The 14,709-nt window shown below is 61.5% G+C and carries 13 protein-coding genes; 5 read left to right on the plus strand and 8 right to left on the minus strand.

Annotation, left to right across the window (positions count from 1 at the left end; genetic code table 11):
- Positions 1-110: 110 nt before the first annotated feature.
- From EAG14_RS17970 to EAG14_RS17995, 6 genes are all read right to left on the minus strand, one after another.
- The gene (locus EAG14_RS17970; RefSeq protein WP_121729697.1) at positions 111-1,688 is read right to left on the minus strand and encodes an ABC transporter substrate-binding protein; all 1,578 of its coding nucleotides are present in this window, start codon (positions 1,686-1,688) and stop codon (positions 111-113) included.
- A gap of 59 nt (positions 1,689-1,747) precedes the next feature.
- Positions 1,748-2,965: a M20 aminoacylase family protein gene (locus EAG14_RS17975; RefSeq protein WP_121729698.1), complete on the minus strand. Its 1,218-nt coding sequence runs from the start codon at positions 2,963-2,965 to the stop codon at positions 1,748-1,750.
- 195 nt (positions 2,966-3,160) lie between these two features.
- Positions 3,161-4,141, minus strand: a complete 981-nt coding sequence (locus EAG14_RS17980) for an ABC transporter permease (RefSeq protein WP_099657943.1) — start codon at positions 4,139-4,141, stop codon at positions 3,161-3,163.
- Positions 4,142-4,400: 259 nt separating this feature from the next.
- Positions 4,401-5,975: an ABC transporter substrate-binding protein gene (locus EAG14_RS17985; protein WP_099657942.1), complete on the minus strand. Its 1,575-nt coding sequence runs from the start codon at positions 5,973-5,975 to the stop codon at positions 4,401-4,403.
- Between the two features lie 328 nt (positions 5,976-6,303).
- On the minus strand, positions 6,304-7,452 hold the full coding sequence (locus EAG14_RS17990; protein WP_121729699.1) for a porin: 1,149 nt from the start codon (positions 7,450-7,452) through the stop codon (positions 6,304-6,306).
- 329 nt (positions 7,453-7,781) lie between these two features.
- Positions 7,782-8,822 (minus strand): porin, encoded by a 1,041-nt coding sequence (locus EAG14_RS17995; protein ID WP_099657940.1) that lies wholly within the window; start codon positions 8,820-8,822, stop codon positions 7,782-7,784.
- A 303-nt stretch (positions 8,823-9,125) separates the two neighbouring features.
- Between EAG14_RS17995 and coq7 the strand changes: the two genes are divergently transcribed.
- Entirely contained in the window at positions 9,126-9,743 is a 618-nt protein-coding gene (gene coq7 / locus EAG14_RS18000; protein ID WP_121729700.1) for a 2-polyprenyl-3-methyl-6-methoxy-1,4-benzoquinone monooxygenase, read from the plus strand.
- 17 nt (positions 9,744-9,760) lie between these two features.
- Here coq7 and EAG14_RS18005 read toward each other — a convergent pair whose 3' ends face one another.
- Entirely contained in the window at positions 9,761-10,210 is a 450-nt protein-coding gene (locus tag EAG14_RS18005; protein ID WP_099657939.1) for an OsmC family protein, read from the minus strand.
- 377 nt (positions 10,211-10,587) lie between these two features.
- Here EAG14_RS18005 and ilvA point away from each other — a divergent pair, with 377 nt between their 5' ends.
- The 3 genes from ilvA to EAG14_RS18020 all read left to right on the plus strand — a co-directional run bounded on the left by ilvA (position 10,588) and on the right by EAG14_RS18020 (position 13,652).
- Positions 10,588-12,150, plus strand: a complete 1,563-nt coding sequence (ilvA, locus tag EAG14_RS18010) for a threonine ammonia-lyase, biosynthetic (protein ID WP_099657938.1) — start codon at positions 10,588-10,590, stop codon at positions 12,148-12,150.
- Between the two features lie 75 nt (positions 12,151-12,225).
- Positions 12,226-13,035 carry an adenosylcobinamide-GDP ribazoletransferase gene (gene cobS / locus EAG14_RS18015; RefSeq protein ID WP_121729701.1) on the plus strand — a complete coding sequence of 270 codons (810 nt, stop codon included), beginning with the start codon at positions 12,226-12,228 and terminating at the stop codon, positions 13,033-13,035.
- 20 nt (positions 13,036-13,055) lie between these two features.
- Positions 13,056-13,652, plus strand: a complete 597-nt coding sequence (locus EAG14_RS18020; protein ID WP_205603546.1) for a histidine phosphatase family protein — start codon at positions 13,056-13,058, stop codon at positions 13,650-13,652.
- Between the two features lie 63 nt (positions 13,653-13,715).
- On the opposite strand, the gene EAG14_RS18025 is transcribed toward EAG14_RS18020, so the two are convergent.
- Positions 13,716-14,165 (minus strand): type II secretion system protein N, encoded by a 450-nt coding sequence (locus EAG14_RS18025; RefSeq protein WP_099657935.1) that lies wholly within the window; start codon positions 14,163-14,165, stop codon positions 13,716-13,718.
- A gap of 48 nt (positions 14,166-14,213) precedes the next feature.
- Here EAG14_RS18025 and gspG point away from each other — a divergent pair, with 48 nt between their 5' ends.
- On the plus strand, positions 14,214-14,666 hold the full coding sequence (gspG, locus tag EAG14_RS18030; RefSeq protein WP_304528998.1) for a type II secretion system major pseudopilin GspG: 453 nt from the start codon (positions 14,214-14,216) through the stop codon (positions 14,664-14,666).
- Positions 14,667-14,709 lie beyond the last annotated feature (43 nt).

Consider the following 14,709-nt stretch of genomic DNA (forward strand, 5'->3'; position numbering starts at 1 on the left):
CACACGCACCGGGCTTGTGGCCTGGGTGCATGGCGGTCAGTAAAACAAGCTAGATCCAGCGCCACTGAGCGCAAGCCAGCAAAAGAGACCTCAAAGAAAACGCGAAACCATCAAGGGATGCTGATCCACTTGAAGTGCATGAAGTTGTCAGCCAACTGCACGATCTTGACCTTCTTGCTCACGCCCCAGGCCAGGGCCTGCTGGTGCAGCGGAATGTGGCCGATGTCGGCGGCGTGCACATCAAACGCTTCCTTGATGTAGGCGTTGCGCTTGGTCTTGTCGGTCTCGGCCTGGACTTTCTTGGTCAGCTCGTCCACTGCGGGGTTGCAGTAGGCGCCCAGGTTGAACTGGCCAGCACCCTTGTCGTCCACGCAGGCCATGATGGCGTTCATAGCGTTGTGCGCGTCATAGGTGGCAGGGGTCCAGCCCAGCATGTAGAAGCTGGTGTCGCGGCGCAGTACCTTGGGGAAATACGTGCCCTTGGTTTCGGCCTGCAGGTTGACCTTGACGTTGATACGCGAGAGGTTGGCGGCCACGGCCTGGCAGATGCGGCCATCGTTCACATAGCGGTCGTTGGGGCAGTTCATGCCCACTTCAAAGCCGTTGGGGTAGCCGGCCTCGGCCATGAGCTTCTTGGCGGCCTCGACGTCGTAAGGCAGGCGCTTCATGTCGGGCTGAAAGCCATTGATGCCAGGACCGATCAACTGCGCCGAGGGGTTGGAGGCACCGCGCATCACAGTCTTCTTGATGCCCTCGATGTCGATGGCCTGGTAGAAGGCCTGGCGCACGCGCTTGTCCTTGAAGGGGTTCTTGCCCTTGACGTTGGAGTACAGCAGCTCGTCGCGCTTTTGGTCCATGCCCAGGAAGATGGTGCGCAGCTCAGGGCCCGTGATGGCGCGGGTGTTGGCGCTGCTGTTGACGCGGTCGATGTCCTGCACGGGCACGGGCTCCATCACGTCCACTTCGCCCGAGAGCAAGGCGGCCACGCGGGTGGCATCGTTGCCGATGGGGGTGAACACCACCTCGTTCACATTGCCTTCGATCTTGCCCCAGTAGGAGCCATTGCGCGTGAACACGGTGCGCACGTTGGGCTGGCGCTCGCGCACGCGGAAAGGGCCGGTGCCGTTGGCACGGAACGAAGCCGCGTTTTCAATGCCCTTGCGGCGGTCCACAGGCACGGTGGCCTGGTTGGTCTCGCACCATTTCTTGCTCATGATGTACACGAGCGAGAGCACGTCGGGCAGGATGGGGAACGGCGTCTTGGTCTCGATCTCGACCGTGTGGCTATCGATCTTGCGCACTTCCTTGAAGTCGTTGGTGTAGCTCTTCATGTCAGAGCCTTCGACCTGGGTGCGGGCCAGGCTGAACAACACGTCGTCGGCCGTGAAGGGGCTGCCGTCGTGAAACTGCACGCCCTTGCGCAGTTCAAACCGCCACACGGTGGGGGCGGTCTGCTTCCAGCTGGTGGCCAATGCGGGGGCCAGGCTCAGGTCTTTGTTGCGGCCCACCAGGGGTTCGTACACGTTGCCCGTCACACTCAATTGCAGGGTTTCGTTGAGCGAGTGGGGGTCCATCGACAGGGAGTCCCCCTGGTTGGCGATGCGCACGGTCTGCGCACTGGCCACAAGGCCTGCAGCAGACAAGGCGACAAACAATGCTGTCGCGGTGATTTTCCGTTGGATGCTCATGCGGTTCTCCTGGGAGGGTGGGGGAATGGCGAAAGCCGGTGGTCTGTGCCCAGCCGGCGTCAGGGGGTGGGCAAGGGCATGGCCTGCTCGATCAGGCGGGCATGCAGCGCAGAGCCCAGCGGCAAAATGTCGTCGTTGAAGTCGTAGCGGCTGTTGTGCAGCGCGCTGCCACTGGAGCCCGTGCCCTGGCCAATGCGCAGGTAGGCGCCGGGCTTGGTCTGCAGCATGAAGGAGAAGTCTTCAGCGCCCATGCTGGGCTCCAGGTCGCGCACCACATGGTCGGCACCCACCAACGATTCGGCCACGTCGCCCGCAAAAATGGCTTCGCTCTCGGTGTTGATGGTGGCGGGATAAATGCGCTCGTAGTGGACAGTGGCGGTGGCACCAAAGCCCAGGGCAATGGCGCCGCACAGCTCCTGCAGGCGCTTTTCAACCTGCTCTTGCACCACGGGATTGAAGGTGCGCACAGTGCCCACCAGCGTGGCAGAGCCCGGCAGCACGCTGAAGGCCCCCAACTCGCCCGCCTTGATAGCGCACAGGCTGACCACGGCGCTTTCCAGCGGGCGCACATTGCGCGAGACGATGCTTTGCGCCGCCGTGATGATGTGGGCGGCCACCAGCATCACATCCACGGTTTGGTAGGCGTGGGCCCCATGGCCACCACGGCCCGTGATCTCGATGGTGATGCGGTCGGCCGCAGCCATCATCGGGCCGGGGTTGATGCCCACGGTGCCCGGCTTCATGGCGGGCCAGTTGTGCATGGCGTAGATGGACTGCACGGGGAAGCGGTCAAACAACCCGTCTTCCATCATCACGCGCGCGCCCGCAAAACCTTCTTCGCCAGGTTGAAAGACCAGCACGGCCGTGCCGTCAAAGTCTCGCGTGGCAGCCAGGTAGCGGGCGGCGCCCACCAGCATGGCGGTGTGCCCATCGTGCCCGCAGCCGTGCATCAGCCCGGGCTTGCACGACTTCCAGGCAAAGTCGTTGTGCTCGGCCAGGGGCAGCGCATCCATGTCGGCCCGCAGGCCCACCATGGCGCCGCTGGCCACGCTGCGCCCACGCACCACGGCCACGATGCCGGTGCGGCCAATGCCTTCATGGATCTCATCCACACCGCACACCTTGAGGGCTTCCACCACGCGCTTGCCGGTGTAGACCTCTTCAAAGCCCAGCTCTGGGTGCGCATGCAGATCGCGCCGCAGGGCCGTCAGATCGGGGTGAAACTGGGCGATGTGGGCAAAGGCCCTGCCTCCGGCCTTGTATCGAAGCGATTGCATCTCAGTAGTCCAGAGAGCTGCACGCAACCCGCAATGCTTGAAACTGGCACGGCCCAGGCCAGTGCCCCCGCGCAAGGGCCGCCAAGCCGCAAAGGCGGCGCGTTGCTGGCGTGCGCTGGGGGCGTTCCCATCCCGCATTGCAATGCAATGCGAGAGAGGGGGAAGGCGCGAAGCGACTCAGGGGGTGCTTCATCTCTAATGCCCCCCGGCCTTGCCCACGCGAAGGCGTGGATCGACCACGAAGTACAGCAGGTCCACCACCAGGTTGATGACCACGAAGATCAGCGCGATCAGGCACAGGTAAGCCGCCATCACAGGGATGTCGGCAAACGTCACGGCCTGGATGAACAGCAGGCCCATACCAGGCCACTGGAACACGGTCTCGGTGATGATGGCGAACGCGATCAAGCCGCCCAGCTGCAAACCGGTGATGGTGAGCACCGGCACCAGCGTGTTCTTGAGGGCATGGCCAAAGTGGATGGCCCGGTTGGACAGGCCGCGCGCGCGCGCAAACTTGATGTAGTCGGTGCGCAGCACCTCCAGCATCTCGGCGCGCACCAGGCGCATGATCAACGTGAGCTGGAAGATCGCCAGCGTGATGGCCGGCAGCGTGATGTGGTGCCAGCCCTTGGCCTTGAGCAGCCCGGTACTCCACCAGCCCATCTGCACCACTTCACCACGCCCAAAGCTGGGGAACCAGCCCAGCGTGACCGAGAACACCAGGATCAGCAGGATGCCGATCAGGAAGGTGGGCAGTGACACGCCCAGCAGTGAGAGGGTCATGAACAACTGGCTGCTGAAGCTTCCCCGCTTGAGAGCGGCATACACCCCCATAGGCACGCCCACCAGCAAAGCCAGAAAGGCCGCGACCAGCGCCAGCTCCAGGGTGGCTGGGAAGCGCTCGGCAATCAGGCGCGACACCTTGGCGCCCTGGCGCAGGCTCAGGCCAAACTCGCCCTGGGCCGCATTCACCAAAAAGTGCCAGAACTGCACGATAAAGGGCTGGTCCAGCCCCAACGCAGCGCGCAGCTCACGAATTTGCTCGGGGGTGGCATCTTGCCCCAACAAGAACACCACAGGGTCGCCCACATACTGGAACAGCATGAAAGCGATGAAGGCCACCGTGACCATCACAATCACTGCCTGAATCAGGCGGCGCAAAATAAAAGCAAGCATCGGAGAGTCGAGTTTGTTTTCGAAAGCGTGCCAGCGCTGCTTTTGGCAACGAAGACACTGGTTGGTACCACCCAGTGCAGCAAACCGCCTGGATCAAGCGCACCCGCTTGGCGGCATTGTCGCGCGGACAATGCCGCGCCACCGCTAAATCCCTATGGCCGCAGACTCTGCGGCACCCCATGGCACCTTAGCAAGAAAACCGAGGGCCGTGGCCCTCGGTTTTCGCATACACACTGTCAGTCTGCGAGCACTCGCCGCATCAGTTCACCTTGACCATGCGCATGTCCACACGGTTATCTGCTCGGTGCACCATTTCCACATTCTTCTTCATCGCCCAAGGAATCACTTGGTCATGCAACGGGATGTGCGACACGGTGTCGTTGGACAACTGAAGTGCTTCCGTCAACATGCGGGCACGCACGGGGGCGTCGGTTTCCACCTTGATGCGGTCTACCAGGTAATCCATGCGCTGGTTGCTGTAGCGGCCCACGTTGTAGTTGCCGTCGCCGCCCGCGCCCACGGTACGCACCAGCGATTGCAGGCTGTACAGCGCGTCGAAGGTAGGAACGCCCCAGCCCAGCATGTAGATGCTGGCTTCATTGCGCTGGATCATCGGGAAGTAATTGACCAGGGGCAGCGTGCGCAGCTTGGCCTTGACCCCCACGCGCGACCACATGGCTGTCACGGCTTGGCAAATGGCCTCGTCGTTGATGTAGCGGTTGTTGGGGCAGGCGAAGTCCACCTCGAAACCATCGGGGTAGCCCGCTTCAGCCAGCAGTTTCTTGGCGGCGTCCACGCTGTAAGGCATGCGCTTGCCCACCGCTTCCGTCCAGCCCGCCACCTGTGGGGCCACCAACGTGCCCGTGGGTTTGCCCAGGCCCCGCATGATGCTGCGCGAGATCGTGTCTGCATCAATGGCCTGGTACAGGGCCTTGCGCACACGCATGTCCTTCAAGGGGTTCTTGCCCTTGATGTTGGAGCCCGGCAGTTCATCGCGGTACTGGTCCATGCCCAGGAAAATGGTGCGGTTCTCAAGACCGTCGACCACCTTGAGGTCGGGGTTGGCACGCAGGCGGGCCAAATCTTGAGGCGTTGGATCAATCACGAAGTCCACTTCACCGGACAACAGCGCAGCGATGCGCGTGGCAGCAGACTTGATCGGGGTGTAGACGATCTCGGTGGCGTTACCTTCCATCTTGCCCCACCAGTTGGGGTTGCGCTTGAAGACCATCTTCACATCGGGCTGCCAGGACTCCAGTGTGTAGGGGCCTGTGCCCATCGCATTGCGGTGGGCATATGTTTCTTCGGTGCCCTTGATGTCCTTGGGCTCCACCGACTTGTTCTTTTCTGCCCAGGCCTTGCTCATGACGCGCAGCTCGGTCAGTTGGCGCAGCAGCACGGGGTTGGGCGACGTCAGCAGGATGTCGATGTTCTTGGCATCCACCTTCACCACTTTGGAGATGCCCTGGGTGAATGGAGTGAAGTTGGAGGTCTTGGCCATGGCGCGGTTGAGGGAGTACACCACGTCATCCGCCGTCATGACCGAGCCGTCATGGAACTTGACGCCCTCGCGCAGGGTAAAGCGCATTTGCGTGGGGCTGACCTCGCGCCACGCGGTTGCGAGCACGGGCTCGACCTGGAAAGTACGGCTGTTGTAGTACACCAGGCTTTCATACACATTGGCATGCAAGCCGCTTTGCAGCGCATTATTTTGCGAGTGGATATCCCACGTGGAAATTTCACCCTGGCTCGTCCACTTGAAAGGCTTGGCCTGTACTGCTGGCACAAAAGACAGCGCCACGGCGGCGGACAAAAGAACGTGCTTAAACTTCATGGAACATTCTCTTTAAAATTTTTACTATGCAGTAAAGATAAGGTAAATCCAATGGGGTATCCCTGAATTCCCGCATGCCTCGATGCCATTTATTGACCTATTCGGACACCCTGGCATCTACGCAAAATTGGTGCCAAATTGCATAAATCGCCCCCAAAAAAAGACACTGGGCACTTTGCAAATCACTCTTCCGGAGCAACCCACAAAATCACCCAGTGTTTTCAACCGACAACCCAGTCCGCAAACCCCACCACGCGGACTGGTCTCGGCTATCTCATTAGCGCCTGCTTACCCTCAAACAGCAGTCAGGCAGCGACCATCGCCGTCATCAGAAACGGTGGCGCAACCCTACCGTGAAACCTGTGCGGCTCTTGGCACCATTCACCCCCACACCTGCAGCGCTGCTGCTCAAAGACACATTGCCCTTCAGGCGCGTGTTGTCGACTTCAACGTAGGCATCTGTGCGCTTGGAGAACGCGTAGTCCAGAGCCATAGTGAAGAAGTTGGCGGTAGCATCCGCAGTAGCCACCGTGCCAGATTGCTTGGCATGGAAGTAATGGGCACCCAGGTTGATTTGTGGGGTCAGCTGATAGCCCACACCCACCTTGTAAATCGTGCGCTTGTTGGCTTGCAGAAAGGCAGAGCCACCAAAGCCGCCATTGATGGTGCCTTGCCACATGGCACCCAGCACAGCGAGGTCGGTCGCGCTGGTCAGCGGATCGACCTTATTCTCACCATAGCCAGCGTTGAAGTACCAGTCGCCAGTGCGGTAAGAGCCACCCAGAGTCCAGGCCTCAACTTCTTTACCCGAGGCAAACTTGTAGCTCTCGTAGCCCAGACCAGCAGCCACACCGCCTGTGGCATAGCGCAGGTAGCCACCCACGGTCTTACCACCTGTAGGGCTCTTTTCGTCGAAAGAGTACTGCAAAGCACCACGCACAGGGCCAATCTCAGCCATGTACTTGACCATGTTGTCAGCGCGCGCACCCAGCGAGAAGCCAATTTCTGGCTTATAGACATCCATGTAAGGCGAATAAGGGTACGAAGCGTAGGTGCTGGTGACCAGATCAAACAGCACGTTGTACTGACGACCCAACGTTACACGGCCGTAACCGCCTTGCAGACCGACCCAGGATTGCTGGAAGTAAGGACCCGTGGCGCCAGAGTTTGGCGACCCTGTGTCAGCACCAAAACGGTTCTCCATGTTGACGAGTGCTTTCGTGCCGCCACCCAGATCTTCCGAGACATTGATACCCCAACGGCTTTGCGACATGCCACCACCAACAAGTTGATTCAGTGACTGACCCACATTGGTGGCGGGGCCTTCGTTGTTCGTGTGACGGTAAGCCACATCCACAATCCCGTAAAGCTGCACGGAACTGGTGCCAGCACCAGCCGCAGCTTGGGCAAAGGCAGAACCGGAAACGAGAGCAACAGCTCCCAAGGCGAACAGTCTCTTGGCGTCTACTTTTTTCATGGATCCCGTCTCTTTCTGTGGTTGATGTGCTACCCAGCCAGTTTAGTAATTGCACTCCAACGTGGAACTTTTTGTTGCACGTTCCACACACAGGCTTTCCCTAATAGAACGGTCGTTCTATTTTCCAAAGAAGAGGCATCCCGCATACCCACCGCACCCAATCAGCGCATCCAGGCGTAAGCGAAATCACCAAAACACAACCCTAACAAGCGAAGAAACAGAGAAACTGCCGCCACTAACCCAATCGACACAAACATGAAAAAAGCCCCCCGCTTTCGCGGGAGGGCTTTTACTCATCTCAATGTCAGCGGGCTCACGCCCGCGTGCCATTAGAAGGAGTGACGAATGCCGAACTCGTAACCGTTGGCGTTCTTGCCAGCGACTTGAGTGAAGGACAGGCCGCCAGGAGTAGCACCGAAGCTAGCTGCGCCCTTGTTCTTCACGTGAGCCAGAGTACCGTACAGAGCTGTACGCTTGGACAGGTCATACACGTAACCAATGGCGAACTTCTGTGCGTCGTTGGAGCTGTTCTTCAGGTCCACATCGTTGTACGAAACGCGGATGGTGCCTGGGCCCACAGGAGCAGTCAGACCCAGCAGGTAGCTTTGGTACTTGACTTCAACAGCAGCCTTGTTCTTTTCTTGGTTGAAGCCGATGAATGGCTTCACAACACCCAGGTCATAGCTGGCGAAAATGTTGAACTGGTCAGCGTCAGCAGCTGCGGAAGCACCGCGGCCCTTGGCGAAAGCAATGGCTGTGTCCAGAGGACCGTTACGGTAGCCGATACGGGCGCCGAGGTAGTCACCAGCCTTGTCGTAAGCAGCGTTCGACAGGGATTCGCCGAACACGTACTGCACTTGACCGTAGATGCCGCCCAGGTTGGAAGGCAGAATGTAGCTGATGCCGTTGCCCTTACGGGTTTCGATCACGCCAGCGAAGTGGTTCTTACCGATCGAAGCGCCAACGCCGTTATCGCCGAACACGTCAGCTGCTGTGGAGTTGACATAGCCAACGGTCAGTTCGCGACCCAGACGGACTTCACCGAAGCCGCCAGCCAGGCTCAGAGTCGAGCGACGCTTGAATTCAAAACCAGGGCCTGCAGCGCCGCCGCCTTGGCCAGTGCCTGTATCGTTCTGGATAGCACCTTCCAGCCAGAAACCAGCCTTCAGACCGCCACCCAGGTCTTCTTCACCGCGGAAGCCCAGACGGCTGGTAGCCAGACCGCTGTTGGTCACGCCAGTCACGGAAGTGCCACCGGAAGAAACGCGGCCAACGCCAGCGTCAACGATACCGAACAGGGTCACGGAAGACTGAGCCATTGCAGCGCCGGAAGCAGCCAGCACAGCCAGGGCAATCAGGGATTTTTTCATTGCGAGTTACTCCAAGGTTAAACATAGGGCGCCGGTACGAGGGGTCTTGGGTGCCAGGCACCAGCATAGTCCCGCCGGTTCCCCGGGCCAACCTCCTGGTGGGGAAGTTGCACCTATTGCACCAGAGCGCGTCCGGTTTCGCAAAGGAATTCACCCACAATTGCCCGGAACGCGGAAAATCGTTGCAGTGGTGCAACAACCCTTAAAGCAAAAAGTTAACAAACTTCTCCCTTGCAACGAGCGTTATTGCAAGCGATTTATTTGTATCTGATTGAAATTTCCAAGTCAAAACACATTCCACCCATGGACCGCCTACTTTCCAGTCTCGACAACGCGCTGCGAACGCTGTTTGCCCAGCCGCGTGCCAGTGAATCAACCCCTGCAGCGCACATGCAAGAAGCAGACCTGAATGCGGAAGAAAAGAAGCTTGCCGGCGCATTGATGCGGGTCAACCACGTCGGAGAAGTATGCGCCCAGGCGCTGTACAGCGCACAAGCCTTGGCCACCAAAGACGAAGCACTGCGCACGCACCTGCTGGAAGCCGCCAGAGAAGAAACCGACCACCTTGCCTGGACACACCAACGACTGCAAGCGCTGGGCGATCGCCCCAGCTTGCTCAACCCCATGTGGTTCACGGGCGCTTTCGCCCTGGGCTGGGTGGCCGCCAAGGTGAGCGACAGGGTCAGCCTGGGTTTTGTGATCGAGACCGAAAACCAGGTGGCAGCCCACCTGCAAAGCCATCTCTCGCGCCTGCCAGTGGCCGATCTGGCATCACGGGCTGTCGTGGCCCGCATGAAGGACGACGAGGAACGCCATGCAGAGCAGGCCCGCTTACGGGGCGCATTTCCCCTTCCCCCTATTGCCAAAGGCATGATGAAAGTGGCCGCCAAGGTGATGACGACCACCGCGCACCGCATTTAAGCCTGCGCCCAGGCCAATCAGGCTTCCACGATATCAAAGCCGGTCGTGATTTCGGCCGTCTTGCCCAGCATGATGCTGGCCGAACAGTATTTATCGTGGCTCATGGCAATGGCGCGCTCCACGGCCACGGCGGGAATGCCCCGCCCGGTCACCGTGAACTGCATGTGGATTTTGGTGAAGACCTTAGGGTCCACCTCTGCGCGCTCGGAGGTGAGTTTGACACTGCAGCCGCGAACATCGTGGCGGCCGCGCTTGAGGATCAGCACCACGTCATAGGCGGTGCAGCCTCCGGTACCGGCCAACACGGTCTCCATGGGCCGCGGGGCCAGGTTCTGGCCGCCATTGGCGGGATTGGCGGCATCCGGGGCGCCATCCATGGTCAAAACATGGCCGCTGCCGGTTTCTGCAACAAACCCCATGCCTGAGCGCGTGCCCGAGGCCCCTGTCCAACTGACGGTGCATTCCATAGATTTCTCTCCTGTGGTGCGCATTAGAACCCGTCCAATGCGTGGTTTTTTTCGCACGAATTCGGCGTGCGCCTGAAAATTCGCTGTGAATTTTGCTGCATCGCAACAAGCATCCGGCTAGAATTCAACCAAGCACGGTCACTTTGAACAAAAATGACCAATGGCAACCAGTACAAACACTGATGTGCCACGCACCAATTGTCTCCTCCATCTCCTCAAAGGATGGATTCAGCCCCAAGCCTCACGGCCTGGGGCTTTTTTTTGCCCAAATGGCGCCCCTGCCGCGCCGTGCCCCAACAAGGTTCAGCCCCCGGCTGCCTGCACCACTATGATGTGTGCCCCTGCCTGCCCCGCAGTGCGGGTGACCCAATCGCCCCATGACACAGCCACTCACCCCCGCCGATTACCTGAAAAAGATCCTCACCGCCCGCGTCTATGACGTGGCCGTGGAGTCCCCCCTGGAGCCCGCCAAGAACCTGAGCCACCGCCTGAAAAACCGGGTGTTGCTCAAGCGCGAGGACCAGCAACCCGTCTTCAGCTTCAAGCTGCGCGGCGCCTACAACAAGATGGCGCACCTGACGCCCGCACAGCTGGAGCGCGGCGTGATCTGCGCATCGGCTGGCAACCACGCCCAGGGCGTGGCCATGAGCGCCAAGCGCCTGGGCGTGCGGGCCGTCGTCGTCATGCCCACCACCACACCGCAGCTCAAGGTGGACGCCGTCAAGACACTCGGCGGCGAAGTCGTGCTGTTTGGCGACAGCTACTCCGACGCCTACGGCCACTCTCTGAAGCTTGAGAAAGAACAGGGCCTGACCTTTGTGCACCCGTTCGACGACCCCGATGTGATTGCCGGGCAAGGGACGATTGCGATGGAGATCCTGCGGCAACTGCAAAGCCTGGGCAGCAACCAGCTCAATGCGGTGTTCGTGGCGATTGGTGGCGGTGGGCTGGTCAGCGGCGTGGCCAACTACATCAAGGCCGTGCGGCCTGAGGTCAAGATCATCGGAGTGCAGATGAATGACTCGGACGCGATGATTCAGTCCGTCAAGGCGCACGAGCGCGTGACCCTGGCCGATGTGGGCCTGTTCTCGGATGGCACCGCCGTCAAGCTAGTGGGCGAGGAGACCTTCCGCGTCGCGGCCGGGCTGGTGGACGAATTCATCACCGTAGACACCGACGCCGTGTGCGCCGCCATCAAGGACGTGTTTGTGGACACGCGCAGCATTGTGGAGCCCGCCGGGGCCCTGGCTGTGGCCGCCATCAAGCAGTATGTGGACACGCACCACACCGAAGGCGAGACCTACGCCGCCATTTTGTGCGGCGCCAACATGAACTTCGACCGCCTGCGCTTTGTGGCCGAGCGTGCCGAGGTGGGCGAAGAGCGCGAAGCCCTGTTCGCCATCACCATCCCTGAAGAGCGCGGCAGCTTCCGTCGTTTTTGCGAAGCCGTGGGCGCCCTGCCCGGCGGTCCGCGCAACGTCACAGAGTTCAACTACCGCATCAGCGATGCCGCCCGCGCCCATGTGTTTGTGGGCCTGACCACGCGCGGCAAAGGTGAGTCGGCCACGATTGCGCAGCACTTCAACCAGCAAGGCTTTGAGGCGCTGGACCTGACCCACGACGAACTGGCCAAGGAGCATTTGCGCCACCTGGTGGGCGGCCACTCGGCCCTGGCACAAGACGAGCGGCTGCTGCGCTTTGTCTTCCCCGAGCGGCCCGGCGCACTGCTCAAGTTCCTGAGCCTAATGCAGCCGACCTGGAACATCAGCCTCTTTCACTACCGCAACCAGGGTGCCGACTATGGCCGCATCCTGGTCGGCATGCAGGTGCCTGCCGAAGACACCGCCACGTTCGATGCCTTCCTGGCCACCCTGGGCTACCCGTATGTGGACGAGACGAACAACCCGGCGTACCGTCTTTTTCTGCGCTCCGCATCTTGATCAAAAAGGCCACTAGCGCTTACCAATCAAGCGCTAGCAGCTACTAAATCAATAGTAAAACCGACACACACTGCCATGCAAGCCCTGCGCCACTACCTGCTGGCCGTGCAGTTCTTCACCCGCATTCCCGTCACGGGGCGACTGGCCGACTGGGTGGGGTACAGCCCGGCCATGCTGCGCGCCAGTGCGGCACACTTTCCGGGCATTGGCTGGCTGGCGGCGGGCTTGTCGTGCGCCGTGGTGGCGCTGCTGCACTGGGGGCTGGGCGCGCAGCCTATGGCCCCGCTGGTGGCGGCCGTGCTCAGCACTGTGGCCACGGTGGTAATGACCGGCGGCTTCCATGAAGACGGCCTGGCCGACGTGGCCGACGGCCTGGGTGGCAGCTACGACCGAGAGCGCGCGCTGGACATCATGAAAGACTCGCGCGTCGGTGCCTTTGGGGCCATGGCGCTAGTGCTGACCCTGCTGGCCAAGGTGAGCCTGCTGGCGCTGCTGGGCGCACACAGCCTAGGGGCCGTGCTGGCCGCGCTGGCGGGGGGGCATGTGCTCTCGCGCCTGTGGCCGCTGTTTATCGTGCGCTGGCTGCCGCATGTGGGCGACACAGCCCGCTCCAAAAGCAAGCCACTGGCCGACCAGATCTCGCGCCGCGCGCTGGCAGCCGCCGCTTTGTGGTGTTTTGTGCCGCTAGCGCTGGTCTATCAAGCGCAAGCAGCTATATTTTTAATAGCATCCATCGCTCTCAGCATGGCGGCGGCAGTCTGGATGGGGCGCTGGTTTGCCCGGCGCCTGCAGGGCTTTACCGGCGACTGCCTGGGCGCCACCCAGCAAGTGGGCGAAATCGGTTTTTACCTGGGCGCCGCGCTGGCCCTGGGCGCCGCACGGTGAGCCCTGCGACCCTGTGGGTAATGCGGCACGCGGCGCCTTGCATCGCGCCCGGCACCTGCTACGGCCTGCTGGACGTGCCCGCCGACCCTGAAGCCACCCAGATGGCCGCACAGCGGCTGGCAATCTCGCTGCCAAATCCCCTGCTCTTATGCCACTCACCGCTACAAAGATGTGAGCAGCTAGCGCTTTCTCTGTGCGCCCTACAGGCCAATTTGACTAGCAATGCAGACGGGCGCCTGCGCGAAATGGACTTCGGCCAGTGGGAGGGCCGCCTCTGGGCCGACATCGCCCGCCATGAGCTGGATGCCTGGACGCAGGACTTCACCCGCTACCGCCCCGGCCAGGGTGAAGACCTGGCCAGCATGCTGACCCGGGTGAGCGCGGCCTTGGGCGAGGCGCAACAACACCTGCAGCGCGGCACCCATGTGGTCTGGATCACGCATGCCGGGGTCGCCCGGTGTGTGGATTGGCTGGTCAGGCAAGGCAGCCTGGCTGCGGCGTTGCAAGTCACGGCAGAGCAATGGCCGCTGCATGCACCCGGGTTTGGAGAATGGCAAACCTATGCGATGGCCCCGCACGGTGTGCTGGCTGCGCTGCAACAGGCGCAGCAGGTGTAACAACCGTAACTGCAGCGGTCTTTCCGCAACACTGAAACCGGTCGCGCAGGGCCCCCAAAAAGATCAGCCCTTGGGCGGCATCTCCAGGCGCACCGTGGTGGGTCCATCCACCGTGGCCCCCAGCGCCGCCTGGCGCGGGCCCAGCGATTGCAGCACCAGCCCGGCATCCACCTGCGCCCCAATGCGGTAGGGCCGCGCGGGCTTGCCGTCCATGGCGATCAGTGCTGCACCGCCGCCGCTGGTGCGGCCCGACAGCACGCCCTGCAGCGCAAACCGGCTGGAAGGCGCGGCCACCGGGGCCTTGACCACCGCCGTAGCGGGCGATGCGCCCAGCAAGCGCGCCAGCGCGCCCGCATCAGGCGCGGCAGGGGCCGCTGCCGCGACCGGCACGGCCACACCCGAAGGCCGGGAGGACAAGCGCAGACCCCAATAGACCACGCTGGCGCCCGCCGCAGCCCACAAGACCAGAGTCCCCAATCGCATGCCCCATTGAGAGTGTGTGTTTGTCACCATGCGCAGATTATGATTCACGCGATCCGAGATCACCCGAGAACGCCTGCAGTGAACACCTCTCCCTCTTCCTTCGTGCGCTCCGCCCGCCAACGCCTGGCCCGGGGCTTCACCCTCATTGAATTGATGGTGGTGATGGTCATCATCGGCGTGCTGGCCGCGCTGATCGTGCCCAACGTGCTCGAACGTGCCGACGACGCCCGCGTGACGGCCGCCAAGACCGACATCGCCAACATCGTGCAGCAGCTCAAGATGTACCGCCTGGACAACCAGCGCTACCCCTCGGCCGAGCAAGGCCTGCAGGCCCTGATTGCCAAGCCGACCTCCGGCCCCATCCCCAACAACTGGAAGCCTTACCTGGACAAGCTGCCCAATGACCCCTGGGGCCGCCCCTACCAGTACCTGAGCCCCGGCATCAAGGGTGAGATCGACGTGATGTCGTTCGGCGCAGACGGGCAGTCGGGCGGCGAAGGCAAGGATGCGGACATTGGCAGCTGGCAGTGATGCCCCATTCTTTGCCACGCCCTACCACCTCATGAAACTGGCA

The sequence above is a fragment of the Acidovorax sp. 1608163 genome (assembly GCF_003669015.1).
Taxonomy (GTDB): domain Bacteria; phylum Pseudomonadota; class Gammaproteobacteria; order Burkholderiales; family Burkholderiaceae_C; genus Acidovorax.